The following is a 24,740-nucleotide window of genomic DNA, read 5'->3' on the forward strand; positions in this document are numbered from 1 at the left end:
CCTAGCCGGGCGGGCCGGGTCTATAATCTGAGTGTATGAAGGCCCTGGCACTCGCCTTGCTCGCGCTGGCCGCCGCGCCGGTCCACGGCGTGGAGGTGGCGCGCGTGCAGGTGGCCGCGCCGGTCAACTCCTTCATCACGGGCGCCTCGGCCGTGGGCGCGCGCTCCCAGATCGGCCCGCTGGCCAACCCGTCCCTGTCGGGCGCGGGCGCGCTGTCTTTGACCTCGAAGCTGGCCGTCCCGACCTTGGTCCCGACGGTGATCCCCGTGGCGCCGGGAGTCCAGTCCTACTCCGCTCCCAGCGCGGCCCCCCAGACGGTCTCCGCAATCCCGCTCTCCGCTCCCGCGGCGCTGGCTCCGACGGGCGGCGCCTCGCTGCTGCAGCAGTCCGCGGAGCAGAAGAGCGCGCCGGCGGCCGCGGTGAACACTTTGCACGGCTTCGTGGCGCAGATGGAGTCCAGCCGGGTCTCGGGCCGGAACATCTCCAACGAGCTCTCCAACCGTTTCTTCGACCAGTCCGGCACGCGGGGCCCGCCGCTCGCGGTTCCGGCCGAGGCCTCGGTCTCCGACGTCGCGGCGCCCAAGCTGCCTCAGGGCGTAACCAAGGTGGCGGTGGACACGGTGCGCAGCGCCGCGGACGTGCAGCGCCTCATCCCGGACAGCGGGAACTCAAAGAGCCTCAAGGCCAAGCTCAAGCGCATGGTCTCGCAGATGGCGCCTTACCAGATCTATACCTATTACGACCGGAAGGGCGGGCGCTTCGCGGGCATCGATCTTTCCGCCAGACCCGGCTTGATCGACCAGATCCCGGAGCTGCAGCAGCACGAGGTGAAGCTCATCAAGAAGCTGATGCTGGTCAACAGCGACATCCGGGTCCTGGTGCGCGAGGACGGAAAGACCCCGGACCTGGTGATAGGCGACAAGCTGGTGGAGATCAAGAGTTCCCTCGGGGAGGCTATGGCTTTGGAGTCGCTCATCGCGAAGGCCAACATGCAGATCTTGGAGCACGGCCAGCGCCACGGCTTGGGGCGCGGCGCTATGGCTTTGGATTTGACGCGCCAGTCGCGGGTCCCGGTGGCCGAGGTCCAGGGCATCCTGGACTCCTGGCAGGCGGGGTCTAAGGACCAGATTGTTTTGGAGCAGGTGATCGTGTTCGGCCAGACGGACATGCAGGTCTTCATGCGCCAGGCGGACGGAACCTACCGGATCCAGGCGCCGGCCGCCGCGGTCCGGCACATCGTCAACGAGCGGCCGCTGGCCCCGTCCGAAAGGGGCCGGGCTCAGGCGCTGCTGCGCAACGGCATCGAGAAGTCGCCGGTGCTGGCCCTGAGCCTGTAGGCTGCCACCCCGGCCCGGCAAATTTTGGTAGAATATGTCCGTTCACCGATTTATTGCCGGATGGTGAAATGGTATCACGGGTGGCTCTGAACCACTTATTCTAGGTTCGAATCCTAGTCCGGCAGAACTTTAGCGGCAAAAAAAATGAAGCCCTCCGAAAAGGAGGGCTTCCGTGTTTCTGGCTTACTCGCAGTGGGAGCAGCCGCACCCGCCGCTGAAATTCTCGTGGCGGGATGCCTGGACCGCTTCGACGCCCTCCTTGCCGATCAGGATGGCTAGGACGAGTCCCGCAACAGAGTCAGCCCACCAAAGAGACGGCAGCAGGAAGAATACCAGGCTTCCTCCCAGGAGCACGGTCGAGAGCTTGATGCAGACCAGCGAGCAGTCGGCGTCCTTCATCATGGTCGCGCTGTCGAGACCTGCGGCGACGTTCTTCTTGGAACGCCAAAGATAGAACATAAAAGTCAGACTGATGACCGATACCAGGATTCCGGGTATAACCGTCTCCGGCTGCGCTCGCTGGGCGAGCTTGACCAAACACCCAGCCGTCGTCAGGATGCCCAAGGCGACAAAGAGGAGTCCTATCACGAACACGGCGCGTCGCTCGGCGTCGAGGGAGATTGCCTCCCGCTTGCCCATCTCGCTTTGGAATCGCCAAAGCACTACTACGGCGGACGCCACTTCGATGAAGCTGTCTAATCCAAAGCCAGCCAACGCGAGCGATTCCTTCTCCAGGCCGAAGTAGACCGAGACCAAGCCCTCCAGAACGTTGTATCCAATCGTGAACCAGGAAAGCTGGATGGCTCGCTTTAGGTAGACGGTTTTAGCCGCGTCCATATTCACAGTATATCAGTTGACTGTCGATGCATGGTGCAGATGACGTTCCCCCCGAAAACCAGGCCAAGTGGATCAATAAGCGCAATTAAACGCGCCTTCGGCCAAGAAAGTTCTAAACTCGTCCAAGTAGGGCAGAACTTTCTCGACGACCGACGACCCGTAGGGCAACCTGCGGGTCGCTTCATTTTGAGCCTTGCGAGGCGGGCGGACACCGCTGCGGGCACCGGTTACTGCGGGATGAAGAGATGGAACTCGTCATCCGGGCGGCGGCGGGGTTCGGGAAGTCGCGCCGGCGGTGTCTGTTTGACTAAGCGAAGGCTTAGTAGAACTTGAGCGCCGGGTCAGCGGCGCTCAGCCGGGGCGTTTGTTCTCGGTTCTGACGGCGCGCGGCGCGCGGCACCTCGCGCGCGAGATAATCGCCGAGTTCCGCCATGGTCACGTGCCCGTCCTTGTTAGCGTCCGCCGCTCCCTGGAGTCCCTTGAGCAGGAAATACGTGAACACCCCGTGCCCCTCATCCTGCAGGCCGCCGGCAATCTGGTCGCCGGCCGACGCTGTCAGGATGGAGAAGCGCGGGTCGCTCGGCGCGTCGGTTTGCCGGACCGTGACGAGGGGGCGGGCGCCTTTGGCCAGGACGGAGCGGCCGCCCGCGCCCGAAAAGCAGGCGTCAATGATGACGACGATTTGGCGGGCTTTGAGTGCCGCCAAGCGCTCGTAGAGGCGGGACAACGGGTACGCGCTCGATTCCAGGAAGGCCGGGTCGCCGTCCCAGGGCACCAGATAGGCGCTGCCTTTGACCGGGTCCGGGGCGCCATGTCCGGAGTAATAGACCCACAGGCGCGATTTCTCGGTGACATTCTTCGGCAGCCACTCCTCGATGTAGCGGGCGAGGCCGGCGCGCGTGGCCCGCGAGCCCAAGAGCGCAATCGCATTCTCCTTTGGAACGCCCAGGCGCTCCACCGCGTAGCGCCCGAACGCTGCGGCGTCGCGCTCGCCGAATTCGGCTTCGGGGATGGACTGGTAGCGCTCTACGCCCATGATGAGGGCGTAATCGTCCGGCTGGGGAACGGTCTGGGCGCCAGGCTCCTCCACGTCGGACCGGCGCGCCTGCGCGACAGGGGAAGGCGCTGCGGGCGCGGCGGGAGGCTGGCCGCCAGCCTGCAGGAACGCCTCGCTCAGGTTGAGCATCGACTCGTCCGACTCCAGCGTCGCGAAGGCTTCTCCGAAGGCCATGGTCAGGGCGGTCTGCGGGTCGTTGGCCCGGCCGCTACCGGCGTAGCCGCGGGCCCAGAGTCGGGCGCGCCGGCGGCTATCGACGATGGTCAGTTCGAAGGCGGCGTCGGCCCGGTAGTCCTTGGTGAACTGCAGGGCGCCCACCTCCGCGCGCTGGATGGTCCCGCGCAGGGCCAAGGGTGAGGGGCCGCCCAGGACGCCCTTGCGCTCCAGGGCTGCGGCGACATTGCGCTCCACGCTGGCGCCCAGGTCTCCTCCGGCGGAGATGGCCGTTTGCCCCGCCACGCTGAATCCGCCGTAGCCGAAGAGCGAGGGGTCGCGCCTTTCGTCGTGGAAGCGTTCGACGACGACGGCGAAAAGGGGCTCGCGCGCCTGCGCGGGGCGCGGCTGCGGCATGAGGGCGTCCACGGGCAGTACGCGGGGCGTAGCCACCGTCATGCAGCCGGACAGGCCGGCCATGCCGATGACGGCAAGGAGGGCCAGCCGCCTCATCGCGCCACCTTGACGAGCATGTCGCGCGACATGCGGACCGCTCGGCGCGTGATCGACGACAGGAGGAGTCCGCCCTCCCGGCCCACGTCCGCGGCCATGACCTCGTCGGTGAAGGTGTGGCTCGTGGTGTGGAACCGCCGGGTGCCCGTGCTGTCCTCTATGGACAGGAGCTCGACATTGCCCTTGCCCAGCACCGAGAGCTTCCAGTCCAGGGAGAGTTCGACGAAGGTGCCGCCGCCGCCGAACAGGGGGTCGCCCCATTGGAAATTCTCTTCGATGGCGGCCACGGCCAGCACCACGACGGCGTCGTATTCGCCGGGGGGCGGTAGTTGGCGCAGGACCGAGACGCTCTGGAACGCGCCGGGGAAGGCCTCGGCCGCCTGGCGCGCCAGCTCCTCGGGGATGGGCAGGTACTTCTCCCCGCCGAAGTGCTCGGTCTGGTCCTGCCGCACGCTGTGGCCGCGGCCTCCCTGCAAGGAGAGATAATACCGGAAGCCCATGGGGTCTGGGATGACCACGGCCAGGTGCAAGGGAAGCTTCTGCTCCGGAGTCAGTCCGAGGTCGGGTGTGGGTCCGCGGAAAGGGATGGGCCGGACCTGGATGGTGAAGCAGGCGGCCAAGGACAGACAGAGTGCGGCGCCTGCCGTCGTCAGGATGAGATTCTTCATGGGGACATCTCCGGAGCCCACTGATCAGAGAGATGCACCGGCATCCGTGATGATTGTAGAAAAAAGCGCTGGCGTTGTGGGACAAACAAGTCAAGCCCGGAGCATTAGATGCAATTGAATGCGTTTTCGGTGAGAAAAGTTCGAAAGTCGTCTAAGCAGGGCAGAACTCTCCGACGAACGAGGCCCTTGGCGTGAAGCTGAGGGCCTCGTTTTTTTCGGCTTACAACTACGGGGTGTCTGGTATGGCGAGGTCCGTGATGCGCTCGCAGTCTAAGCGCACCTGGGCTCGCGCCGCGTCATTGATCAGTGGCGCGGCCCTTCAGCGCGGTCCGCAAGCAACTGTGCCTCCAATCTCCGGACCTTGGCGATCAAGTCGGGGAGCCTCCTCAAGGCGGCGTGCATCTTGTGAGCCTCCCGGGCAGGCAGGGCCGGAGTCCCGAAATAGGCTTGTCCGGGCTCCGTATCCTGTGCCAACCCGGACATGCCCATGACGCCCGACCCCTTGGCGACCCGCACATGGTCCTTGACGATGACCATCCCGGATATCATCGCCCCGTCCTCGATGACCACGGAGCCGCCGATAGCCGTGTTCCCTATGATGTAGATGAATCGGCCGATCCGGCAGTTGTGCCCGATGTGGACCTGGTCGTCGATCTTCGTGTATGTCCCTATCGTGGTGCTCTCGATGGTCGCCCGGTCGATGGTGCATCCGGCGCCGATTTCGACGTGATCGCTGATGACGACGTTGCCGATCTGGGGGATCTTGTGCCTTTGGCCAGGCCGGTCATAGTATCCGAACCCGTCCGCTCCGATCACGGCGCCTCCGTAGATGATGCAGCGCTTGCCCACGACGCAGTGATGGCCGACGACGGCGCGGGGATAGAGGACGGTGCCTTCCCCGACCTCGGCATACGGCTCGACGACCGAGCCCGGATAGAGGACGCACCCGGGTTCGATGACGGCGTTCGCCATCACGACGGCGCCCGGAAGGATGGCGGAGCTCTCCGCGATACGGGCCGATGAATCCACTTTGGCCGCACTCGAAATCCCCGGCTCGAATGCTGGTGCCTTATCGAAGATTTTCAGAACCTTAATGAAGACCAGACGGACATCCTCTGCGGAGATGAGAGCCCGACGGAATTGACCGGACAACTGCTTGGTCGTCAACACCGCGCCGTGCTCCGCCATGAGGGGATGGCGCTTCAATACCGCCTTGGACTCAACGAAGTAGAGGCGGTTTTCTTCGGGGAGTTGATCGGAAGATAGGCACTCGACATCCCGAATCCCGAGGATTGCATAATCCGCTTCCCCCTTGACCTCGACACCCAGCATCCGGCCTAGTTCTTGCAGCGTCATCAACTCTCCTCCAGCGCCAAGGGGCACCGAAAGTCTGCCTCAAGCCCGAGGACGGGAAGCAGCTTCGGTAACCCCTCCGGCGACGCGGGTCTGCCTGTCCTCAGTTATACCGCTTGCGCCGGGGGAGCGTCAACCATCCGCAGGGAGTATGTCCACTTGGGCCGTTGCTGTGTCGACCCGACCTTTCCCCCGAAGACTGGGCCAATCTCATTGATAGCCGCAGTTAAGCGGTTTCCGCCAAGAAAGTCCTAAAGTCGTCTAAGTAGGACAGCCATTCTCTGAAGCCCTCCGAAAGGAGGGCTTTTTCTTGATATACTGCGGTTGAATTCATGCGCGGCGGATGGGATGCGCCTCTAGGCAGCGGCCGGTCGGGCGCGCCTGTCCAGCAGCCGGAAACATGATGGAAGGAGAACGAACATGAGAGTCCCGCGCCCGACCCGCACCGCCGCCCTCGCCCTGTCCCTGCTCGGAGCCGCCTCCTGGGCCCTGGCCTCGACCATGACCGTCCGCCTCAAGGACGGCACCTCGACGAGCTACGACACGGCCCGCATTGAATCGGTGACCTTCTCCGAATCCTCCGCGCGGCGGGCGGCGGCCGGTAAGACCCTCTTTGAGGAGTCCTTCCGCTCTGGGCTCGGTGACGCCTGGGAGCCAGTCGCCGTGGTGGGCGGGGACTTCGACCGGTTCGCCAAGCTGATCCCCGGCCGCCTGGAGGTCGCCGTGCCGGAGGGCAACCACTGGACCAAGACCGGGATCATGTCCAAGGCGCCCTTCTTCACCGTGGCCCCCTACATGGCGTTGTCCCCCCTCAAGATCGACCTGGGCTTCGACCCGGCCAAGACCACGGGCTACGTCATCGGCATCTCCGAGGTCAAGGACGCGGACATGTGGCGCCAGCAGAACGCGTGGTTCCACTTCATCACGGTCTCGCCGACCGAGACTTCCGCGTACCTCGTCAACACCCAGAACGGGGGGGAGAACTACGGCTCGGTCAAAGGCCCGGCCGCCGCGCCCGTGACTGTCACTTTGAGCGTCTCTCCCGGCATGCTGCGCGTGGAAACCTCGGCGGGCATGAAGCTGGAGGGCAGGTTCTCCTGGCTGAAACCCGGGGTCCCGGTCTATCTCTATGTCTTCAGCCATCCCAAGGACGACCAGGGGCCCGCGGCCTTCGCGCTGGAGAGCATCCGCAAGTACACGAACCTCTGAGGTCGTAGGAGATATCGCCCCGCTGCGATCCAGCCAGCCGCGGCTCGCGGGCGGAAAAGCGAAGGACCCCCGAGCCGACGCAGGCCGAGGGTCCCTCGTCCAACGGACGCCGAAACGTTATTTGCCGCTCGCCTTCTGCGTCAAGCGAAGGTCGGCGACCATCTTCCCGACCAGCATGTCTACCGCTTGGTCGTAATCCGCCAGCATCGGGGCGAACAGGTCCCGCTCCGCCTCCGTTCCCATGCCGTTGCGGCAGCATTTCATGTAATCATGCTGCGCGGCCACGTCGTAGGGGACGCCGACCTTGTCCTCGAACTCCATCTTATACATCCGGTATATCGGGCTCACCTTGGGGCCGATGCGCCTCTTGTTCGCGGCCTTGACGATCTCCTCCCACCGCGGGAACGGCACGTTCACGCTTGCCGAGATCGTCATCTTCGCCGTCCCCTTCAAGTTTTCGCTGATGGCCTGCTTGCGGTCGGTCTCCCAGTGGAACGTCGAATGGGTGATGATGCCCGCATCAAGCCCGGCCTCGGGGCCGATCTTGTCGAGGGGCCCGCCCCAGTTCTGCTGGGCGACCCCGCCCGGGGCGCCGAAGGTCCCGAAGTCCCGCAGGCCTCTCGGGATCGCGTAAACGGTGTCGCGGGGCTTGCTGCCTCCGGGCGCCGCGATGAAGGCGGCCTTGACCCCCTCGAAGCCCAGGATCTTGTCCATCTTCTGGAAGATGGAGGTCTCCGTGTTGTTCGGCCAGTCTTTCACCGCCTTGCCTTCCTTCTGATAGGCGGCGGACTGGGTTATCTTCTCGATAGGGACCAGGGTGACGTCCGACGTCGCATATTTCTCGAGCGCCTTGTTCCATGACGCGAGCATCCGCTCCGAGATCGTCTGCTGTACGGCCTCCATCGGGAACAGATTGGCGCAGCACCCCGGCGTCTTCGCCCCGCCGGACCGCATGATGTTCGTGTCGAAGATGACCAGGCCGATATTCTTGAGCGCGCCGCCCGGAGCGACGAGCATGTCGTCGGTGGGCGGGTAGTACCCTTTCGACATGTTCGTGACCTCGATGATCTGCTCCGCGGCCTTGGCCCGCTCCTCCCCCTGGAGCTTGGAGTGGACCGCGGGGTCGTACTTGAGAGTCCCACCCGTGGTCTTGCCTGGCCCGGCGAACCCCGGCTGGACGAGAACAGCCGCGCAGAATACGGCTCCGACGATGCCTCTGATGACCTTGCTCATGTCCACTCCTCCCCGCGAGAATAACGAGGAGGCACTGTACGACATAGTCGCTGCGCGGCACCATGACGAGCGTCAGCTATCTCAGGAAGAGGAGCCGCGCTTATGAGCGGCCTACTTTTTTGGAGGGGCGTCGATCTGGCCGACAATGCGCCACGGGCGCCCGTCGTCTTTCCCTTTATCTTCCGGGACGACTTTCACACAGCGTTCCACCTTCTCCTTGAGATTGGCCAAGACGAACGGTTTCGTGATGTATTCCACCGCGCCCAACTCCAAGGCCCGCTTCGCCAACTCGATATCGTTCTGGCTGGTCAGCACGATGATGGTCATCGTCACGGCGGAGGCTTGACAGGCTTGGAGCACCTCAAGACCGCTCATCCCGGGCATGACCATATCCAGCATCATGAGCCGAGGCCGCTCCGCTTCGATGATCCGCAGCGCCTCCTCGCCCGTGGAGGCCTCGATGACCTCGCCGGTCGTCTCGAATAGACAGGCCAGGATCTTCCGGTCGGCTGGGTCGTCATCAACCACCAATATCCTATTGTTCATGGAAGCTCACCTTACGATACCACCTCTGACGGGCTGTGTCTATGCGGACTTATACGTGGAATGCGGGATCCGCGGCAAAGCCCTCCGAGAGGAGGGCTTCTTGTCGTCTCGACGCGGCTGAGCCGGCTGAGGCCGGTCCGCTGAACGGCCGGCGCCGTCTCAGCGCACGTCGAGCTGGAGCTGGCAGGGGGCGTCGGCAGCCTCCGGCGTGACCGCCGGCTCCAGGCTGAAGAACCGCGCCGCCGAAATGCCGCGCGCGCGCAGAGCCTCCGTGATGACCCCGGCGCGGGCCAGGGCCACGGTCCGCAGTTCGGCGTCCGTCGCCAGCCACTTCTCGGCGAGCCCGTCGCGGGCCGCGGCCGCCGAAGCGGCCGGAGCGCCGAAGGCCTCCTGGTAGAGCGACAGGGCCTGGGCCTCCTCCTTGGGCGTCAAAGGCTCGTCTCCGCCCTTGGCCCCGCGCAAGCGGGTCAGGAGGGCGCGCGCGCCGGCGGCCAGGGCGTCGGCGCGGCCGGCCGCGCCGCGCACGCCCACGAGCATCTGCGGCCGGTCTGCCAGGGCCTGCGCCACCTTCTCCAGGTCCGCGGCGCGCTCCGCCGGCAGGGCCGACTCCCCGGGCGCGAAGGCCACCTTGCCGAGGTCATCCTTGGAGCCCAGCATCTGGCCCAGCGCGGCGAAAGGCGACACCGCGGCCTTGACGATCAGGTTGACGACGGTCTTGATGACCGCGCCCATGATGTGGAAGTCCGGGTCGTCGAGGCTGCCGTCGATGGGGATGTCCAGGTCGATGACGCCGCGCCGGTCCTTCAGGATGGCCAGCCCCAGCCTGACCGGCGCCTTGATCGCGTCCGGGCTCTCCACCTTCTCGCCCAAAGTCATCTGGTCGATGAGCGCGTGGTTCTTGGTCGCGATGGTCCGCCCCGCGAGCTTGTGGTCCAGGTCGAAGCTCAGCGCCCCCTGGTCGATCTTATAGCCCACCAGCCGGCCGGAATAGGGGCTGAACACCGGGAGCTGGATGCCGTCGCCTTTGAGCCGGACCGCCGCCCAGGCGGCCGCCGTCGAGAGGCGCACCGTGCCCTCGGCCGAGACCGGGGCGTCCTCGACCCGGGCCCCGCCGGAGAAGACCGCGGTCGAGCGGGCGTCGGTCGCCAGGCCCGTCAGGTCCAAGCGGGCCTCGGACACGGCCAAAGAGAACGCCGGGGCCACGGCGTCGTCCTGGGCCACGATGCGCCCGCCGGAGACCGAGAGGCGCTTGAGCCGCACCCCCCAGGGCTCCCCGCCGGGCGCGGCCGGGCGGGGAGGTGCCGCGGGCGCTGGAGACTTCGCGGGCGCGCTCGAAAACGACACTCCCAAGGCCGATTCGATGTTGGTCTTGCCGTCGCGCCGGCGCGCGGCGAGCAGGTAGGGCTTATCCACCCGGATGGCCGCGATGTCGAGGCGGCGGGCCTTGGTCGATAGGCGAGCGGACTCCACGGCCAGCCGCCCCAGGCGGACGAAGACGCGGCGGCTCTGCCGGTCCGAGACCGAGAGGCCGGACAGGGAGAAGGAGACCGCGGCCTCGACCTCTCCGTCGGCGAGGCTGGCCTTGCCGTCGGCGCTGAAGGTCCCGCTGTCGAGCGAGACCTGCGTGGGCGGCGGTCCCAGCGGCGAGAAGGGCGCCAGAGGCAGAGCCGCGACCTCGAACTCCGCGCCCGCGGCCAGGGGCTTGGGCTTGAGGTAGGATCTCAGGCGCACGAGGCCGGTCCTGGACACCGGGACCTCGGCCGACAGGGTCAGGCCTCCGCGGGGGAGGTCCGCGGCCACCGCGTCGACCTTGGCCGGCCCGATCTCCAGCGCGAAGGGCCCCCGCGGCTTCTCCTTGACCGACTTGAGCCTCCACATGAGGCCGGCGATGGAGGTCCGGGCGTCCTTGAGCGAGAGGGTGAGGGTGCCGCTGTCGAGCGCGACGTCGTAATCCGTGGAGGCGTCCAGTTTGCCCGCCGAGATCTCCACGGGCAGGGCCGGAGCCCCGGTGGCGAGGCGCGAGAGGTCCGCGTCAGCGAGCGCGACGCGGCCCCAGAGGTGGGGCGGCCGCACGGTCAGGCGCCCTTCCCAGCTCAGGACCTCGCCCTTGCTGGTCCGGGCCTGCAGGCGGTGCATCCCGTCGTCGCCGACGATGGTGCTGAGGTTTTGGAGGCGGAATTCGATGGGCCGGGCCGAGAGGCGCTGGGGGGCGCTGCGCAGGCGGCTCTCGAAGTTGAGCTCCCCGTCCACGATATCAAGGGCGCCGATCACCAGGCGCGGGATGAACATCGGCTGGGCCGGGGCCGCGGGTTCCGCCGGAGCCTTCTTGGGCAAAGCGTCGAGGACGCTGCTGCCGTCCGGTCCGATGCCCAAGGTCAGCTTCGGTCCCTCGAGTTTGATCTCGCGCAGGCCGATCGCCAGGCGCAGCAGAGCGGCCGGGCCCAGCGCCACGCTGGCCGAGCGGCAGGAGGCTAGCTCCCCGAAGCGCTCCTGGGTCAAGGCGAGGCCCTCCACGGTCAGGCGCAAGGTCAGGGGGTTGAAGGCCGCGCGGTCCAGGCGCGCCGCGAAGGTGGGCAGGTATTCCGGGACCAGGCTCAGGGCGCGGCGGACCGCCCAGGGCACGGCGGCCCAGGAAACGGCGGCCAGGACGACGTAAGCGCCCGCGGCATAGGCCAGGCGCCGGAGCCACTTGCGCGAAGCGGGGACGAGGGTTTTCATCGCGTCATTCTAACATCTTGCCCGCCCAGTCAGACTTGTCGAGCCTCCCGCTCCAAGCCGCTGGGGGGGCGCTGGATGGGGTATTATATCCTAGCCGGGCCCGCTGCTGACGCTGTGGCTGGAGGGCTGGCTCGAATCGGAGGAACGGATGAGAACATTAGCCTTGGCCTTGCTAGCCGCCGCTCTGTGCTCCTGCTCCACGGCCGGCCCCTATGTGACCAACATCAGTAGCAACGGGGCCGGGATGCTTACCATCGAGAAGTGCATGGCCCATCTCAACGCGTTCACGGGGGTCATCAACAATTCGGACTGCACCAGCACGCAGATCCAAGTCGCGAAATGAAGGGGGCCCCCGTTTGCTATCATAGCCTGTCCCGGCCCCCGAGAGGGCCGGATGCGAGAAGGAGGGCGTAATGGAACAGGAGCAGGTGGGGACGGTCGAGCATTTTTTCGGCAAGATCAGCGTGAGCATGATCAGATTGACCGCCGCGCTGAAGGTGGGAGATAAGATCCGCATCAAGGGCAAGGACGCCGAACTGGTCCACGAAGTGTCCTCCATGCAGATCGACCGCGTTCCCGCGCAGGAGGCGAAAGCCGGAGACCTGGTCAGCATACAGGTCAGCCAGAAGGTGCGCCTGGGCGACACGGTCCATAAGGTCACCGACCCCGCTCCGGCCGGCTGAACTCGGGCCCTCCTTTCCCAGGAGGGTTCCTTGTTTCCCTACACCCAAACTGCTTGAATAGGGCCAGGCGATGGAGTTCGCCTGAACCGCCCCGGCGACGGGGCTGATGACTCCTACCGATCGCGGTAGGAGTCTCTTTTTTTGAGGGGAGACATGGACACGATCTACGCCGCGACCTGCATCACCCTTCTGGTCTTCATCGCCAGCGTCTTCTCCGTCGAGCTGGCGCTCTCGGCGGCCATCATCGAGATCGCGGTCGGCGTCATCGCCGGCAACTTCCTCGGCCTGCAGTCCGCGCCCTGGATGGACTTCCTCGCGGGCTTCGGCGGCATCCTGCTCACCTTCCTGGCCGGGGCCGAGGTGGACCCCAAGATCATGCGGGAGAAGTTCAAGGAGAGCGTTCTCATCGGAGGGATCTCATTTTTGGTCCCCTATCTGGCCGCCATCGCCTACTGCCGCTGGGCCGCCGGCTGGACCTGGGACGCCTCGCTCATCGCGGGCTGCGCGCTCTCGACGACGTCCTTGGCCGTGGTCTACGCGGTCCTGGTCGAGACCGGACTGACCAGGACCGAGATCGGCAAGGTCATCATGGCCGCCACCTTCGTCACGGACTTCGGCGTGGCCATGGCCCTGTCCTTGACCTTCGCCCGATACGACCGCTACACCCTGTGCTTCATCCTGGGCTCGGCCCTGCTCATCACGGCCGCGGCCCGCTGGCTGCCCGGCGTGTTCCTGCGCTACGGCAAGCGGGTCATAGAGCCGGAGATCAAGCTCCTTTTCTTCCTGCTCTTCTGCTTCATGTCCTTGGCCAAGCTGGGCCAAGGGCACGCGGTCCTGCCGGTCTTCATCCTGGGCCTGTGCCTGGCCGCGCTCTTCCGCGAGCATCAGGAGCTCCAGAAGAAGCTCCGCGTCGTGGCCTTCGCCATGATCACGCCCTTCTTCTTCATCAAGGGCGGCATGAACGTGTCGCTGGGCTCCGTCCTGGCCCAATGGCCGCTCTTCCTGATCCTGTTCGGGGTCAAGCTCGCGGCCAAGTTCGTCGGGGTCTGGCCCCTGGCCAGGCTCTACGCGCGCGGCCACGCCGAGTACACGACCTTGCTCATGAGCACCGGCTTGACCTTCGGGACCATCTCGTCGCTCTACGGGCTCCAGGCCGGCTACATCGACAAGGGTCAGTTCTCGGTCCTGGTGGCCGTGGTCATCGGGACGGCCATCATCCCGACCTTCATCGCCCAGCGCTGGTTCTCCCCGGCGCTGCCGGAGGCCGAGGAACTGCTGGCTCGGGAGGAAGAGAGCTCCTGATGCGGCTCTCCCCATTCCTGCTCGCCGTCCTCTCGGCGGTGTTGTTCGGCGCGGCCAGCCCCGCCAGCAAGCCGCTCCTTGGGCATTTCTCATCCAACCAACTGGCCGGGCTGCTGTATCTCGGCGCCGCCATCGGGATAGCTCCCTGGGCTTTTCGCGGCTCCGTCCGAAAGCCCTGGCAGCTGGATGCCCGGAACCGACGATTTCTCTTGGGGGCCATCGTTTTCGGCGGGATCCTCGCTCCGGTCCTGGTCCTGCTCGGGCTCAAAGCCGCTCCTGCCGCGTCGGTCTCCTTGTGGCTCAACCTGGAGCTCGTCGCTACGGCGGTGCTGGGTGCCGCGCTCTTCCGCGATTCGCTGGGCTGGGGCGGCTGGACGGCGTCGGGAGTCGCCGCCCTGGCGGCCGTGGTCTTGGCATGGGGAGGGGGGGCGGCGGGCGTCCAGGCCGCCGCTTTGGTCGCGCTGGCCTGCGCGTGCTGGGGATTGGACAACCAGCTGACGTCCCTCATCGACGGCATCGCCCCGGCGGACTCGACGTTCTGGAAGGGGTTGGCCGCCGGGACGGTGAACCTGGCCATCGGTTCGGCGCTCGCCCCGTGGTCAGGAGGCCTCAAAGAGACGGCGCAGGCCCTGGCCATCGGGGCGGCGTGCTATGGAGCCAGCATCGCGCTCTATGTCGCGGCAGCGCAGAGGCTCGGGGCGACGCGGAGCCAGATCCTGTTCTCCACCGCTCCGTTCTTCGGCGTCCTCATCTCGATGGCGGCCTTGGGCGAGAAGCTCTCCTGGCTCCAGGCGGCGGCCGGGGGCCTGTTCGTCTGCGCCGCGGCCTTGCTGGCGCTGGAGAAGCATCACCATGCCCATAGGCACGAGCCCCTGGAGCATGAGCATCGCCATCGCCATGACGACCAGCACCATGGCCATGTCCATACTGAGGCCCTTCCCGGGGCAGAGCATGCGCATCGGCATAGCCACGCGGCCTATGAACACGCGCATCCTCATTGGCCCGACCTGCATCACCGGCATCGTCATCGCTGAAGCCCGGGATTCCTGTTATAATGTCTTATGGGGCGCACGCGTGTCATGATTGCGACTAGATTGTCTGCTGTGGCGATCGTCCTATCCTTGGCCTTGTCCGCGGCTGCGACCGGCCGCCCGAAGGGATACGGCGGGCTCACGCCGGCCTCCGAGCTGTCGCCGTCTCAAGCCATGCCCTACACCTTGGCGGTCCCCGGGACTTTCGCCTTTTCCGGGCCTTTCCGGGTTTCCGAGACTTACGCGATTACCGAGTCGTTCACTCTCCGCGCCCCCCTGACGGCGCCGGGACCAGCGACGAAGCCTGGGGCTCCGGCGGCGCCTCAGCCTGCGGCGCTTCCGGAGACCTTGGCCAGGACCGGGTCTTTCGCCAGGCCGGGGTCTCTGGCAGCCGCCCCGCAGACCTTCGCGAGCCCCGGGTCTTTCTGGCGGTAGCGCGCCGCCTCGGAGCGGGGCTCGATCCGGAGCCTCGGCCGAGACCGTAGTCTTACTCTCCACCCGCGTATAACTCCTGATAGTCGAGGGCCAGGCCCATAGGTATACTGCCTCTGCCATGGAACGAACCCGTTGGACACGACGCCTCGGTTGGCTGGCGGCGGGGATGCTGTGCGCCGCGACGGCGCGCTCGTCCTTCGCCAACGACCTCGACTGGAAGCTCAGCTCGTCGCTCGACTATGAATCCGGGAAGTTCGGGACCGGCACGCGGTCGGATTCCCTCTACATCCCCGTCACCCTGAAGCGCTACCTGGGCGACTGGGACGCGTCGTTGACCGTCCCCTACCTGCGCGAGAGCAGCAACGGACAGGTGACGAACCTTGGGGGACGGCCGGTCAGGACCGGCAGGGGGACGGGGTCGACCGCGACGACCACCCATTCCGGACTGGGCGACGTGGTGGTCCGGGGGGGCTACGCCCTCATGCGGGAGGATCCGCAGCCCTTCGATCTGTCTTTGGCCGCCAAGATCAAGCTGCCGACGGCGAACAAGAACAAGGGGTTGGGGACCGGGAAGTTCGACGAGGGGCTCGGGATCGAGTTTGGCAAGCGCGTCGTCCCCGGTTGGACCGTCCTCGCCGACCTGTATTACACGTTCATCGGGGACCCGCCGGGAGAGGATCTGAACAACCAGGTCGCCGCGGATATCGGCTTCTCGCACCCGCTGGGAAAGGATTGGACGTCGACGGTCCTCTTCGAGGGAAGCAATGCCCTCGTTTCGGGCCAGCCCGCGCCCCTGGACCTGCGCGGGATCCTGGACTACAAGCTGGGCGAACAAGGCAGTCTCTTCGGCGGGGGCTTGGTGGGCCTGTCCAACGGCAGCCCGGACTACGGATTGAGCCTGGGCGGCAGTTATCGGTTCTGATCAAAGGAGAAAAATGAAAAACACAGCGTTAGGCCTTTCGGTCGTTCTTGCCTTCTGCGCCGCGTCATTCGCCGCGGCCGAGGAAGGACCGTCCAAAGACGAGCAGAAGCTGGAGCAGACATCATCCGACCTGGACCAGAACGCGGCCCGGCCTGAAGGGCAGAAGGCGGTCGAGTCCAGGCTGAAGTCCGAATTCAAGGTGGACGACGCCCGCGTCCAAGGCCTGCGCGACCAGAAGCTGGGCTACGGCGAGGTATCCATCGTGCTCGCGCTGGCCCAGAAGATGCCCGGCGGGATCACGGACAAGAACGTCCAGACGATCATGTCCCAGCGGCAGGGGCCGCCGGTCATGGGCTGGGGCCAGATCGCCAAGCAGCAAGGCGTCAAACTCGGCAAGGTGATCGGCAAGGTGAAGAGCGTGGACGCCGCCGCCCGAAAGCACGAGAAGGCCGAAAGCAAGAAGCAGGAGAAGAAAGAGCAAAAGGCTGAAAAGGCCAGCCGGCACGAGAAGTCCGAGCGCTCGGAACGCGCCGGAAGACCCGAGAGGACCGAAAGGCCCGAAAGGACCGAAAAAACCGAAAGGACCGAGCGGCCGGAGAACCCCAAACACTAGACCGGGAAGGTCGGCAGCTCAAGCCAGACCGACTTCGACGCTCAATGGACACTGGCCCTCCGAAAGGAGGGCTTTTGTCTGTCAGCCCAGGCAGTAGAGCCAGCCCACGCAGAGCGCGCCCAGCAGGACGGCCAGGGGCGCGCCGACCCGGAAGTACTCCCAGAACCCCACCGCCGCCTCCTTGCGCGCGGACTCGAAGACGATGAGGTTGGCCACCGAGCCGATGAGCGTGAGGTTGCCGGCCACGGTGCTCGACGCGGCCAAGGCCAGCCACAGGCAGTCGCGTCCGCCCAGCGCGGGCATGATGTTGCTCAGGAACACCACGGCGGGCACGTTGCTCACGATGTTGGAGAGGAGTCCGGAGACCACGGAGAGCCCGGCGAGCTGGGCCAGCAGGCCGGCGCCGCGCGCCCGGGCCAGCCGGCCCATGAGCTCGCCCAGCAGGCCCGATTCCCGCAGGCCGCCCATGACCACGAAAAGGCTGGCGAACATGAGCAGCAGCTCCCAGTCGATGCGCGCGAAGGCCTCCCGGGGGCGGGTGGACCCGGCCAGGATGAGCGCCGCCGCCACCACGATCGCGGCCAGGGGCGGGTGCACGTTCATGGCCAGCAGGAGCAGCAGGACGGCCGAGGCGGCCAGGCACACATAGATGAGCCGGCCGCGGCCCGCGGGGGCTCTGACTTCCCCCAGCCGGACGGCGCGGTCCCCGGCGAACTCCTCACGGTAAGCCCGGCGCAGCACGAGGTAGTTGAGCCACAGGCCGAGCGCGGTGATGGGGGCGAGCTTGAGCACGAAGGCGTTGAAGGGCAGGCGCGAATGGACCGCGATGATCATATTCTGCGGGTTGCCCATGGGGGTGAACACCGAGCCGATGTTCGCGGAGGTGGCCAATGCGATGAGATAGGGGGCGGGCTTGAGGCCGCAGCGGCGGGTCAGCCGGAGCACCACCGGCGTGAGCATGAGGCAGATGGTGTCGTTCATGAACAGCGCCGAGAGCAGGCCGGAGGACGCCACCACCAAGGCCAGCAGGTCGCGCGTGGTGCGGGCCCGCTCCAGGATGAGCCACTCGACCTTTTCGAAGAACCCGCTGACCTCCAGGTAGCCGATGATGATCATCATCCCCAGGATGAACACGATGGTGTCGAGGTCCACGAGGCGGTAGGCCTTGTCCAAGGACACCACCCCGCCCGCCACCATGGCGACCGCGCCGATGAGGGCGGCGGCCGGCCGGCGGATGAAGACCCCGGGCAGGCTCTGGAAGGACAGCAGGAGATAGGTCAGCAGGAAGACCGCGGCCGCGACCCAGGGATGCGACATCGTGAGGTATTATGCCAAAAGGCTATAATCGCCTTCATGACCAAAGAGCCGATGGTCGTTGCCACGCGGCGAGGCTACGACCTCTGGGCCGCGGTCTATGACACGGACGGCAATCCCCTCATCGCCATGGAAGAGCCTGTCGTGGACCGCCTCCTGGGCCCGGTGCGCGGCCTGAGCGTGGCCGACATCGGCTGCGGCACGGGCCGCCACGCGGTGCGCCTGGCCCGGCGCGGGGCCTCGGTGACCGGGCTCGATTTCTCGGAAGGCATGCTCGCCAAGGCCCGGGCCAAGCCCGGCGCCGCGGCCGTGCGTTTCATCCGCCACGATCTGGCCAGGCCCTTGCCCCTGCCCTCCGGCGGCTTCGACCGCGTGGTCTGCTCCTTGGTCCTGGAGCACATCAAGGACCTCGGCCGGCTCTTCCGGGAGCTCAAGCGCGTCTGCAGGCGCGACGGGACCATCGTGGTCACGGCCATGCACCCCGCGCTCTGGCTCAAGGGCCAGTCCGCGCGCTTCTTCGATCCCAAGAGCGGGCGGGACATCCGTCCCCGCAGCCATCGTCAGACCCTTTCCGATTACGTCATGGCCGCGGTCGCAGCCGGCCTGCGCCTCTCGCACATGAGCGAGCACGCCCCGGACCGGGCCTTGGCCAGGCGCTTCCCCCGCGCGGCCAAGCACCTGGGCTGGCCGCTGCTGACGGTCATGGCCCTGCGCCGAGACTAGGATGGACATCGAGATCCGCCGTCCCGGCGGGCCAGGGGAGCTGGCGGCCTGCGCGCGCATCATGTCGAGCCAGGAGCCCTGGCTCACCCTCGGCCGGGGCCATGACCAGGCCCTGGCCCTGCTGAAGAACCCGGAGCGCGAGGTCTACGTGGCGGCTGCGGACGGCGCCGTGGCCGGCTTCGTCATCCTGGCCATGGGCGGGGCCTTCAAAGGCTACATCCAGACCATCGCGGTCTCCCCGGCCTGGCAGGGCCGGGGCGTCGGCAGCAGGCTTATCGCATTCGCGGAGCAACGCATCTTCTCGGAGTCTCCTAACGCCTTCATCTGCGTGTCCGACTTCAACCCGAAAGCGCGCCGCCTCTACGAGCGTCTGGGCTACAAGCTGGTGGGGGAGCTCAAGGACTACGTCGTGGCCGGACATTCCGAACTGCTCCTGCGCAAGAGCATCGGTCCCATGTCCGACTTCCACCCCCAGAGGCCGTGCGCCTGAGCGACCGAGCCCGCATAGAGGCTTTCCTGCGGCGGGACCCTTTTCTGCACGGCTACGAGCTCGGGGACCTTGACGACCGGTTCTGGCCGGACACGGCCTGGTACGGGCTCGTGGACGCAGGGCGGATCCGGGCTTTGGCTCTGCTCTACACGGGCTTGAGCGAGCCCACCTTGCTGGCCTTGGCCTCGCAAGAGTCGGCTGAGCTGGCCCGCCTGCTGCGAGAGCTCTCGCCGCTTCTGCCTCCGAGCCTCTATTGCCATCTGACTCCTTCTTTGGGCAAGGCCTTGGAGGAGCGCTATGCTTTGACCGCTCACGGCGAGCACTACAAGATGGCGCTGAAGGATCCCAGCCGCCTGGAAACGGCTCGCTCGGCCGAGACCGTGGAGCTCGCTCCTGGGGACCGCGCGGAGGTGGAGCGGTTCTACGCGGAGAGCTATCCGGGCAACTGGTTCGTGCCCTCCCTCCTCGATACCGGCTACTATGTCGGGATCCGGGAAGGGGGCAGGCTCATCTGCGCCGCGGGCGTGCATGTCTACTCGGCCCGGCAGAAGGTCGCGGCCCTGGGAAACATCGCCACCCGGCCCGAGGCGCGCGGCCGCGGCCATGCGGAGGCCGCCACGGCCGAGCTGTGCCGCCGGCTGCTCAAGACGGTGAGCCACATCTGCCTCAACGTCAAGGCGGACAACCGGGCCGCCATCGCCTGCTACCGCAAGCTCGGCTTCGAGGCCGTCGCGAGCTATGAGGAATACCACGCGCAGCTCCGGAAAAAAGCGCTATAGTCTGAGCATGCCCCGCGAGCCCTTGCCGAGCCGGCCGAATCTGCTGCGCGTCATGAAGGCCTCGCCTCTGTTCTGCGCTTTGCGGCCGGAGGCGATGAGCCTGGTCCTGCGCCGCGGGAGCGTGCGCGCCTACGCGGCCGGCGAAGCCGTGTTCCAGGCGGGCGAGCCCGCGGACTGTTTCTTTTTGGTCATCTTCGGCCGGGTCAAGGTCTTCAAGCTCTCCGCGCGCGGGGGCGAGCAGATCCTCCACTCTTTCGGCCCGGGGACCACATTCGGCGAGGCCGCGCTGTGGGCGGGCGGCCGCTACCCGGCCTATTCGGAGGCCATCGAGAGGTCCGTCCTCTTCGTGCTCTCGCGCGCCGCCCTGCGCGACGCCTTCGCCGGAAGCCCGGACCTGGCCATCGGCATGATGGCCGGCCTCTCCCAGAAGCTGCGCGAGTTCGTCCAGCTCGTGGAAGACCTGTCCTTGAAGGAAGTCCCGGCGCGCCTGGCCGGCGCGCTGCTCGCCGAAGCCAAGAGGGCCGGGTCGGAGAGGTTCCGGATACGCCGGACCAAGGCCGAGTTCGCCTCCCAGTTGGGCACCATCCCCGCGACCTTGAGCCGCGGCCTGCGCAAGCTCCAGGATGCGGGGCTCATCGCGGTGCGCGGCCCTGAGGTCTCCATCCTCAAGTCCCCGGAGTTGCGCCGTCTCGCCGACGGCGACTGAGCCTCGCGGACCCGCCGGGCCCGCTTGACCTAGGTCAAGGCCGTTTTCCGCTTCCCGAGCCATACTATGGGCGAAGGACACAGAGGGGGACCTGACCATGACCAGAATGAGGACGCAGACGAAAGCCGCGGCCAACACCACTGCGGAGCTTTCCGACGAGCATCGGATCATCCTGAAGGTCGTGGCCGCCTTGCGCGCGGAATGCGGCAAGGTCGCCGGCGGCGCCGCCGTGGACCCGCAGTTCTTCCTGAAGGCGGTGGACTTCATCAGGAACTATGCCGACAAGTTCCACCACGCCAAGGAGGAGGACATCCTGTTCCCGGCTTTGGATGAGCCCGGGGTCAGGATGCCTTGCGATCCGCGGCCGGTCATGCTCGAGAACCACGAGTTGGGGCGCCTGTACGTCCGCGGCCTGGAGGGGGCGCTCCGGGAGGGCCGCAAGGCCGAGCTCCTGGAGAACACCAGAGGGTACTGCGGGCTCCTGGAGGAGCACATCTATAAGGAGGACAACATCCTCTACCCCATGGCCGATGAGGCTCTGGGCGCCGCGCGCGGCGCCGCGCTCAAGGAGCGCTTCGCGGCCGTGGATCGGGAGTTCGCCGCGGTCGTGAAGGCGCAGCTGGCTTTCGCGGCTTCGGTCGGCGCTTGACTTAGGTCAAGGCCAAGCCGGGACGTCCGTGGCATAATGTCATCATGACCGAGACGGATCTGAAGGGAGGAGACAAGAAAATGGACATGTTCTGCTATCAATGCGAGCAAAACGCCGGCGGCAAGGGCTGCCAGAGAGTCGGGGTCTGCGGCAAGGACGCGGTCGCGGCCAACACCATGGACGAGCTGATCCAGGAGTGCCTGGGCATCTCCCGCTACGCGCACCGGGCGCAGGTCCTGGGAGCCGCGGACCGCGACATAGACCGCTTCGTGGTCGAGGCCCTCTTCACTACCATCACCAACGTCAATTTCGACTCCGCGCGCCTCGCGGACTGGGTCAAGCGCGCCCAGTCCATGAAGGAGCGGGCCCGCAAGCTCTATGAAGAAGCCGCGCGCAAGGCGGGCCGGCCCGTGGCGCAGGTCGCGGCCCCGGCCGGCGAGGCTTCCGTGGGCGGCAAGCTCTCCAAGCTGGGCGGCGACGTCGGCGGCCTGCAGGAGCTCATCAAGTACGGCCTCAAGGGCATGGCGGCTTACGCGGACCATGCGCGCTTGCTCGGCGTGGAGGCTCCGGAGGTCTACGCGGCCTTCCACGAGGCCCTGGAATTCCTGGCCTCGAACCCCACGGACGTGGACCAGCTCGTGGGCATGGCGCTGAAGGTCGGCGAGGTCAACCTCAAGGTCATGGAACTGCTCGACCGCGCCAACACCGGGACCTACGGGCACCCGGAGCCCACCCAGGCGCGCGTCACCCCGGTCAAGGGCAAGTGCATCCTGGTCTCCGGCCACGACCTCAAGGACCTCGACACGCTCCTCCGGCAGACCGAGGGTAAGGGCGTCAACGTCTACACCCACGGCGAGATGCTGCCTTGCCTGGCTTATCCGGGCCTCAAGAAGCACAAGCACCTGGTCGGCAACTACGGCGGGGCCTGGCAGGACCAGCAGAAGGAGTTCGACGCTTTCCCGGGCGCGGTCCTGATGACCACGAACTGCATCCAGAAGCCCAAGGAGACCTACAAGGCCCGCATCTTCACCACCGGCCTGGTGGGCTGGCCGGGGGTCACGCATGTCCAGAACGGCGACTTCACGGAAGTGATCAAGGCCGCGCTGGCCGCGCCCGGCTTCAACGAGGACGCGCCGGCCAAGTTCATCACCATCGGCTTCGCTCGCAACGCGGTGCTGGGAGTCGCGGGCAAGGTGGTGGAGGCGGTCAAGGCCGGCAAGCTGAAGCGCTTCTTCCTCATCGGGGGCTGCGACGGGGCCAAGCCGGGCCGCAACTACTATACGGACTTCGCCCAGGCCGTGCCCCAGGACTGCGCCATCCTGACCTTGGCTTGCGGCAAGTACCGCTTCAACAAGCTGGAGTTCGGCGATATTGGGGGCATCCCGCGGCTGTTGGACGTGGGGCAGTGCAACGACGCCTACTCCGCCATCCAGATCGCGCTGGCCCTGTCCAAGGCCTTCGACTGCGGGGTCAACGACCTGCCGCTCTCCATCATCCTGAGCTGGTACGAGCAGAAGGCGGTCTGCATATTGCTGACCTTGCTGCATCTGGGGCTCAAGAACATGAGGCTGGGGCCGACCTTGCCCGCCTTCGTGGGGCCCAATGTGCTCAAGGTCCTGGTGGAGAAGTTCGGGCTCAAGCCCACCACCACGGCGGCGCAGGACCTCGACGCCATCATGGGAGCCAAGGCCTCGGCCTAGTCGGACTCTCGGGAAGGGCCGTAAGACGGACCGGCGCGGACAGGCTCAGCCTGTCCGCGCCGGTCGCGCCGAAGAGGGTTCTTTTCAGCCCGCTTTGCCGGGCAGCTTCTTGGCTGAGAGCATCTCTACGCTGCGCCTGCCCCGGGCCAGCTTGAGGCCCAGTTGCTCCTGAAGGGCTTTCAAGATCGAGGCTTCCTCCAGGCGGCCCTCGTATTTGAATTCGATGGCGAACTCGCCCTTGAGCCCGGTCTCATCCACTATGGGACGGTCCAGCGGGCCCTCCAGGGCGCTGAACAGCTTGCCGAGTTCCGCGTGAGTGCATTTGACCTTGATGCTGTTGTTGCTGCTGCTGATGTAGTCGACCTTCCTCCCGGCGGTCTGGGTCGACGGCTGGAGCCCGCTCTTCGCGTTCTTGGCGACGGACGCGATGAACACGTCCCTATCCAACCGCCCGCGATGGATATCCACATTGAAGACGGCCTTTATCCCCTGCTGGACCAAAGGCGCCAGCATCAAGTCCTGCCCGTTGGGGACCTTGGCGGTGAAGTCGTACCGGCGGCGGGTCAGCGCAGGGTCCATGATCGTCCGGCAAGAGGGCGTGCCGTAGGCCCAGAAAATAGCCTTTGCCGGGGTGATCCCGCGGCCGATGAAGCTGTTGTTGTACGAGCTGATCGCGGAGGCCGCGCTCGACGCGGATGATATGCGCAGCTCCAAGAGGGCCGATGTGGCCCAGCCGACGGCGGCGTCGTCGGCGTGCAGGGCCGACTGCGGGGGCGCCTGGCATGCTGCGAGCAGAAGCGAGGAGGCGAGGAACAGGAGCGATCTTCTCATGTCAGTATCCTTGTCTGAGATTTGGGCCGCGGTTTGGATTATGATAACAGATTACACTTCCATTCGCACTCCTTGTGGGATCTTGCGCCGAGGGGCCTGCGCCATGCGTTCCGGGAGCAAATGCTACAATCCCCCCATGCGCGCTGGAGCCGGCTTGCGGGCGCTCTCCTTCTTGGCTCTCGTCGCGACGGCCGGGCTCAGCGGCTGCGCGGCGGCGGTCCCGGTCGCGGTCGCGGGAGCCGGCAGCGGGATCAGCTTCACCAGCACCACCGCCTATCGCTCCTTCACCTACCCCCAGGCTCAGGTCCACACGGCGGCCCTGCAGGCGCTCAGGCGCATGCAGATCGCGAAGACCAAGGAGAAGAAGAGCGGCGAAGATATCGAGCTGAAGGGCAAGACCAAGCATCTGACCATCTACATCACTCTGGCTCCCATCACGCCTACGGTCACGAAAGCGTCGATCAACGCGAAAAGGAATTGGCTGATGAAGGACCAGACCGTCGCGGCCGAGATCCTGATCCAGATGGATCAGATCCTGGGGGGCGCTGATGCGGCGCATCCGCCCCATTGATCGTTGCTGCCGCTTGACTGCGAGCTAGCGCCTTTCCAGCCCGTGCAGGAAGGAGTTGACCACCCACAGCACCGCCGCGAAAGCCAAAGCCCACCAGAAGCTGTCGACCACGAACCCCGGCACCAGCCAGGCCGCCAGCTCGACGCAGCCGCCGATGATCACCAGCGTGAAAAGCCCCAAGGTCAGCAGGTTGATGGGCAAGGTCACGATAAGCAGGATCGGCCGCACGAAGCCGTTGACCACGCCGAGGACCACGGCCGCCACGATCGCGGTCCCGAAGCCGGCCACGTGGACGCCCGGCAATAAGCGCGCGGTCGCATAGACCGCCACCCCGCTGACCAGGATGTGGAGGAGTATCTTGATCATG

26 protein-coding genes, 1 tRNA gene and 1 riboswitch are annotated in these 24,740 nt (G+C 66.3%); of the genes, 17 read left to right on the plus strand and 10 right to left on the minus strand.

The window, feature by feature from the left end; all coding sequences use genetic code 11:
- Positions 1-35 precede the first annotated feature (35 nt).
- Positions 36-1,337 (plus strand): hypothetical protein, encoded by a 1,302-nt coding sequence (locus tag NTY77_10585; GenBank protein ID MCX5795931.1) that lies wholly within the window; start codon positions 36-38, stop codon positions 1,335-1,337.
- Positions 1,338-1,391: 54 nt separating this feature from the next.
- Positions 1,392-1,462, plus strand: a tRNA-Gln gene (locus tag NTY77_10590).
- A 58-nt stretch (positions 1,463-1,520) separates the two neighbouring features.
- Here the strand turns inward: NTY77_10590 and NTY77_10595 are convergent.
- From NTY77_10595 to lpxD, 4 genes are all read right to left on the minus strand, one after another.
- A complete protein-coding gene (locus NTY77_10595; protein ID MCX5795932.1) occupies positions 1,521-2,174 on the minus strand; it encodes a heavy metal transporter in 654 nt (217 codons plus the stop codon).
- Positions 2,175-2,493: 319 nt separating this feature from the next.
- A complete protein-coding gene (locus tag NTY77_10600) occupies positions 2,494-3,897 on the minus strand; it encodes a caspase family protein (protein ID MCX5795933.1) in 1,404 nt (467 codons plus the stop codon).
- The gene (locus tag NTY77_10605) at positions 3,894-4,565 is read right to left on the minus strand and encodes a hypothetical protein (protein MCX5795934.1); all 672 of its coding nucleotides are present in this window, start codon (positions 4,563-4,565) and stop codon (positions 3,894-3,896) included. Before NTY77_10605 ends, NTY77_10600 begins: the two co-directional genes overlap by 4 nt.
- Before the next feature lie 303 nt (positions 4,566-4,868).
- Complete coding sequence (gene lpxD / locus NTY77_10610; GenBank protein ID MCX5795935.1) at positions 4,869-5,921, minus strand: UDP-3-O-(3-hydroxymyristoyl)glucosamine N-acyltransferase; 1,053 nt, start codon at positions 5,919-5,921, stop codon at positions 4,869-4,871.
- Positions 5,922-6,338: 417 nt separating this feature from the next.
- Between lpxD and NTY77_10615 the strand changes: the two genes are divergently transcribed.
- On the plus strand, positions 6,339-7,127 hold the full coding sequence (locus tag NTY77_10615; GenBank protein MCX5795936.1) for a hypothetical protein: 789 nt from the start codon (positions 6,339-6,341) through the stop codon (positions 7,125-7,127).
- Positions 7,128-7,244: 117 nt separating this feature from the next.
- Here NTY77_10615 and NTY77_10620 read toward each other — a convergent pair whose 3' ends face one another.
- The 3 genes from NTY77_10620 to NTY77_10630 all read right to left on the minus strand — a co-directional run bounded on the left by NTY77_10620 (position 7,245) and on the right by NTY77_10630 (position 11,624).
- Positions 7,245-8,360, minus strand: coding sequence for a hypothetical protein (locus NTY77_10620; protein MCX5795937.1), 1,116 nt, complete (start codon positions 8,358-8,360; stop codon positions 7,245-7,247).
- A gap of 111 nt (positions 8,361-8,471) precedes the next feature.
- Positions 8,472-8,906 carry a response regulator gene (locus NTY77_10625; protein ID MCX5795938.1) on the minus strand — a complete coding sequence of 145 codons (435 nt, stop codon included), beginning with the start codon at positions 8,904-8,906 and terminating at the stop codon, positions 8,472-8,474.
- Between the two features lie 159 nt (positions 8,907-9,065).
- Positions 9,066-11,624, minus strand: a complete 2,559-nt coding sequence (locus NTY77_10630; GenBank protein ID MCX5795939.1) for a DUF748 domain-containing protein — start codon at positions 11,622-11,624, stop codon at positions 9,066-9,068.
- A gap of 148 nt (positions 11,625-11,772) precedes the next feature.
- Between NTY77_10630 and NTY77_10635 the strand changes: the two genes are divergently transcribed.
- From NTY77_10635 to NTY77_10665, 7 genes are all read left to right on the plus strand, one after another.
- Positions 11,773-11,967: a hypothetical protein gene (locus NTY77_10635; GenBank protein MCX5795940.1), complete on the plus strand. Its 195-nt coding sequence runs from the start codon at positions 11,773-11,775 to the stop codon at positions 11,965-11,967.
- 70 nt (positions 11,968-12,037) lie between these two features.
- Positions 12,038-12,307 carry a translation elongation factor-like protein gene (locus NTY77_10640; GenBank protein ID MCX5795941.1) on the plus strand — a complete coding sequence of 90 codons (270 nt, stop codon included), beginning with the start codon at positions 12,038-12,040 and terminating at the stop codon, positions 12,305-12,307.
- A gap of 57 nt (positions 12,308-12,364) precedes the next feature.
- Positions 12,365-12,430, plus strand: a riboswitch (Fluoride riboswitch).
- A 30-nt stretch (positions 12,431-12,460) separates the two neighbouring features.
- On the plus strand, positions 12,461-13,609 hold the full coding sequence (locus NTY77_10645; protein ID MCX5795942.1) for a cation:proton antiporter: 1,149 nt from the start codon (positions 12,461-12,463) through the stop codon (positions 13,607-13,609).
- Complete coding sequence (locus NTY77_10650) at positions 13,609-14,643, plus strand: DMT family transporter (GenBank protein ID MCX5795943.1); 1,035 nt, start codon at positions 13,609-13,611, stop codon at positions 14,641-14,643. Before NTY77_10645 ends, NTY77_10650 begins: the two co-directional genes overlap by 1 nt.
- A 69-nt stretch (positions 14,644-14,712) precedes the next feature.
- On the plus strand, positions 14,713-15,075 hold the full coding sequence (locus NTY77_10655; GenBank protein MCX5795944.1) for a hypothetical protein: 363 nt from the start codon (positions 14,713-14,715) through the stop codon (positions 15,073-15,075).
- A 118-nt stretch (positions 15,076-15,193) separates the two neighbouring features.
- Entirely contained in the window at positions 15,194-15,997 is an 804-nt protein-coding gene (locus NTY77_10660; protein MCX5795945.1) for a transporter, read from the plus strand.
- A 13-nt stretch (positions 15,998-16,010) separates the two neighbouring features.
- Positions 16,011-16,610 (plus strand): hypothetical protein, encoded by a 600-nt coding sequence (locus NTY77_10665; protein MCX5795946.1) that lies wholly within the window; start codon positions 16,011-16,013, stop codon positions 16,608-16,610.
- Between the two features lie 81 nt (positions 16,611-16,691).
- Here NTY77_10665 and NTY77_10670 read toward each other — a convergent pair whose 3' ends face one another.
- On the minus strand, positions 16,692-17,927 hold the full coding sequence (locus NTY77_10670) for an anion transporter (GenBank protein MCX5795947.1): 1,236 nt from the start codon (positions 17,925-17,927) through the stop codon (positions 16,692-16,694).
- Between the two features lie 36 nt (positions 17,928-17,963).
- On the opposite strand from NTY77_10670, the gene NTY77_10675 reads away from it, so the two are divergent.
- From NTY77_10675 to hcp, 6 genes are all read left to right on the plus strand, one after another.
- Positions 17,964-18,647, plus strand: coding sequence for a class I SAM-dependent methyltransferase (locus tag NTY77_10675; protein MCX5795948.1), 684 nt, complete (start codon positions 17,964-17,966; stop codon positions 18,645-18,647).
- Between the two features lies 1 nt (position 18,648).
- Positions 18,649-19,137, plus strand: a complete 489-nt coding sequence (locus NTY77_10680; protein ID MCX5795949.1) for an N-acetyltransferase — start codon at positions 18,649-18,651, stop codon at positions 19,135-19,137.
- A complete protein-coding gene (locus NTY77_10685; protein MCX5795950.1) occupies positions 19,128-19,916 on the plus strand; it encodes a GNAT family N-acetyltransferase in 789 nt (262 codons plus the stop codon). The genes NTY77_10680 and NTY77_10685 overlap by 10 nt, the downstream gene beginning before the upstream one ends.
- A gap of 7 nt (positions 19,917-19,923) precedes the next feature.
- The gene (locus NTY77_10690) at positions 19,924-20,622 is read left to right on the plus strand and encodes a Crp/Fnr family transcriptional regulator (GenBank protein ID MCX5795951.1); all 699 of its coding nucleotides are present in this window, start codon (positions 19,924-19,926) and stop codon (positions 20,620-20,622) included.
- A 97-nt stretch (positions 20,623-20,719) separates the two neighbouring features.
- A complete protein-coding gene (locus NTY77_10695; protein MCX5795952.1) occupies positions 20,720-21,271 on the plus strand; it encodes a hemerythrin domain-containing protein in 552 nt (183 codons plus the stop codon).
- 86 nt (positions 21,272-21,357) lie between these two features.
- Positions 21,358-22,971, plus strand: coding sequence for a hydroxylamine reductase (gene hcp / locus NTY77_10700; protein ID MCX5795953.1), 1,614 nt, complete (start codon positions 21,358-21,360; stop codon positions 22,969-22,971).
- A gap of 84 nt (positions 22,972-23,055) precedes the next feature.
- Here the strand turns inward: hcp and NTY77_10705 are convergent, their stop codons facing one another.
- Complete coding sequence (locus NTY77_10705) at positions 23,056-23,802, minus strand: TIGR03435 family protein (GenBank protein MCX5795954.1); 747 nt, start codon at positions 23,800-23,802, stop codon at positions 23,056-23,058.
- A gap of 136 nt (positions 23,803-23,938) precedes the next feature.
- Here NTY77_10705 and NTY77_10710 point away from each other — a divergent pair, with 136 nt between their 5' ends.
- Entirely contained in the window at positions 23,939-24,373 is a 435-nt protein-coding gene (locus NTY77_10710) for a DUF3568 family protein (GenBank protein ID MCX5795955.1), read from the plus strand.
- A gap of 24 nt (positions 24,374-24,397) precedes the next feature.
- Here NTY77_10710 and NTY77_10715 read toward each other — a convergent pair whose 3' ends face one another.
- Positions 24,398-24,736, minus strand: coding sequence for a phage holin family protein (locus tag NTY77_10715; GenBank protein ID MCX5795956.1), 339 nt, complete (start codon positions 24,734-24,736; stop codon positions 24,398-24,400).
- Positions 24,737-24,740: the final 4 nt, after the last annotated feature.

Source organism: Elusimicrobiota bacterium (assembly GCA_026388095.1).
In the GTDB taxonomy this organism is placed as follows: domain Bacteria; phylum Elusimicrobiota; class Elusimicrobia; order UBA1565; family UBA9628; genus UBA9628.